The sequence below is a fragment of the Saccharothrix sp. ST-888 genome (assembly GCF_000955975.1).
Taxonomy (GTDB): domain Bacteria; phylum Actinomycetota; class Actinomycetes; order Streptomycetales; family Streptomycetaceae; genus Kitasatospora.
On record NZ_JYJF01000908.1, the window covers coordinates 1 to 311 of the forward strand.

A 311-nucleotide genomic window follows, 5' to 3' on the forward strand; every position below is an offset into this window, starting at 1 on the left:
ACATCGGTGGGTTGCCGTGCTTGCGGCTGGGCAGGTCGGCGTGCTTGGTGCGGAGCATGGCGCGGGAGGAGGCGAGGACCTGCCGGGTCTCGGCGGGGTCGATGACATCGTCGCCGAGACCGCGTTCGGCCGCGTAGTACGGGTTCATCAGCTCGTTCTTGTACTCCTTGATCTTCTGCTCGCGCATCGCCTCCGGGTCCTCGGCCCCGGCGATGTCCCGCCGGAAGATCACGTTCGCGGCGCCCTCGGCCCCCATCACCGCGATCTAGTTCGTCGGCCAGGCGCACGACAGGTCCGCCCCGATCGACCGC

General features: G+C 69.1%; 1 pseudogene. It reads right to left on the minus strand.

Going from position 1 to position 311, the window contains the following annotated elements:
- Positions 1–311: pseudogene (locus tag UK12_RS35000) on the minus strand (carboxyl transferase domain-containing protein); the annotation flags it as partial.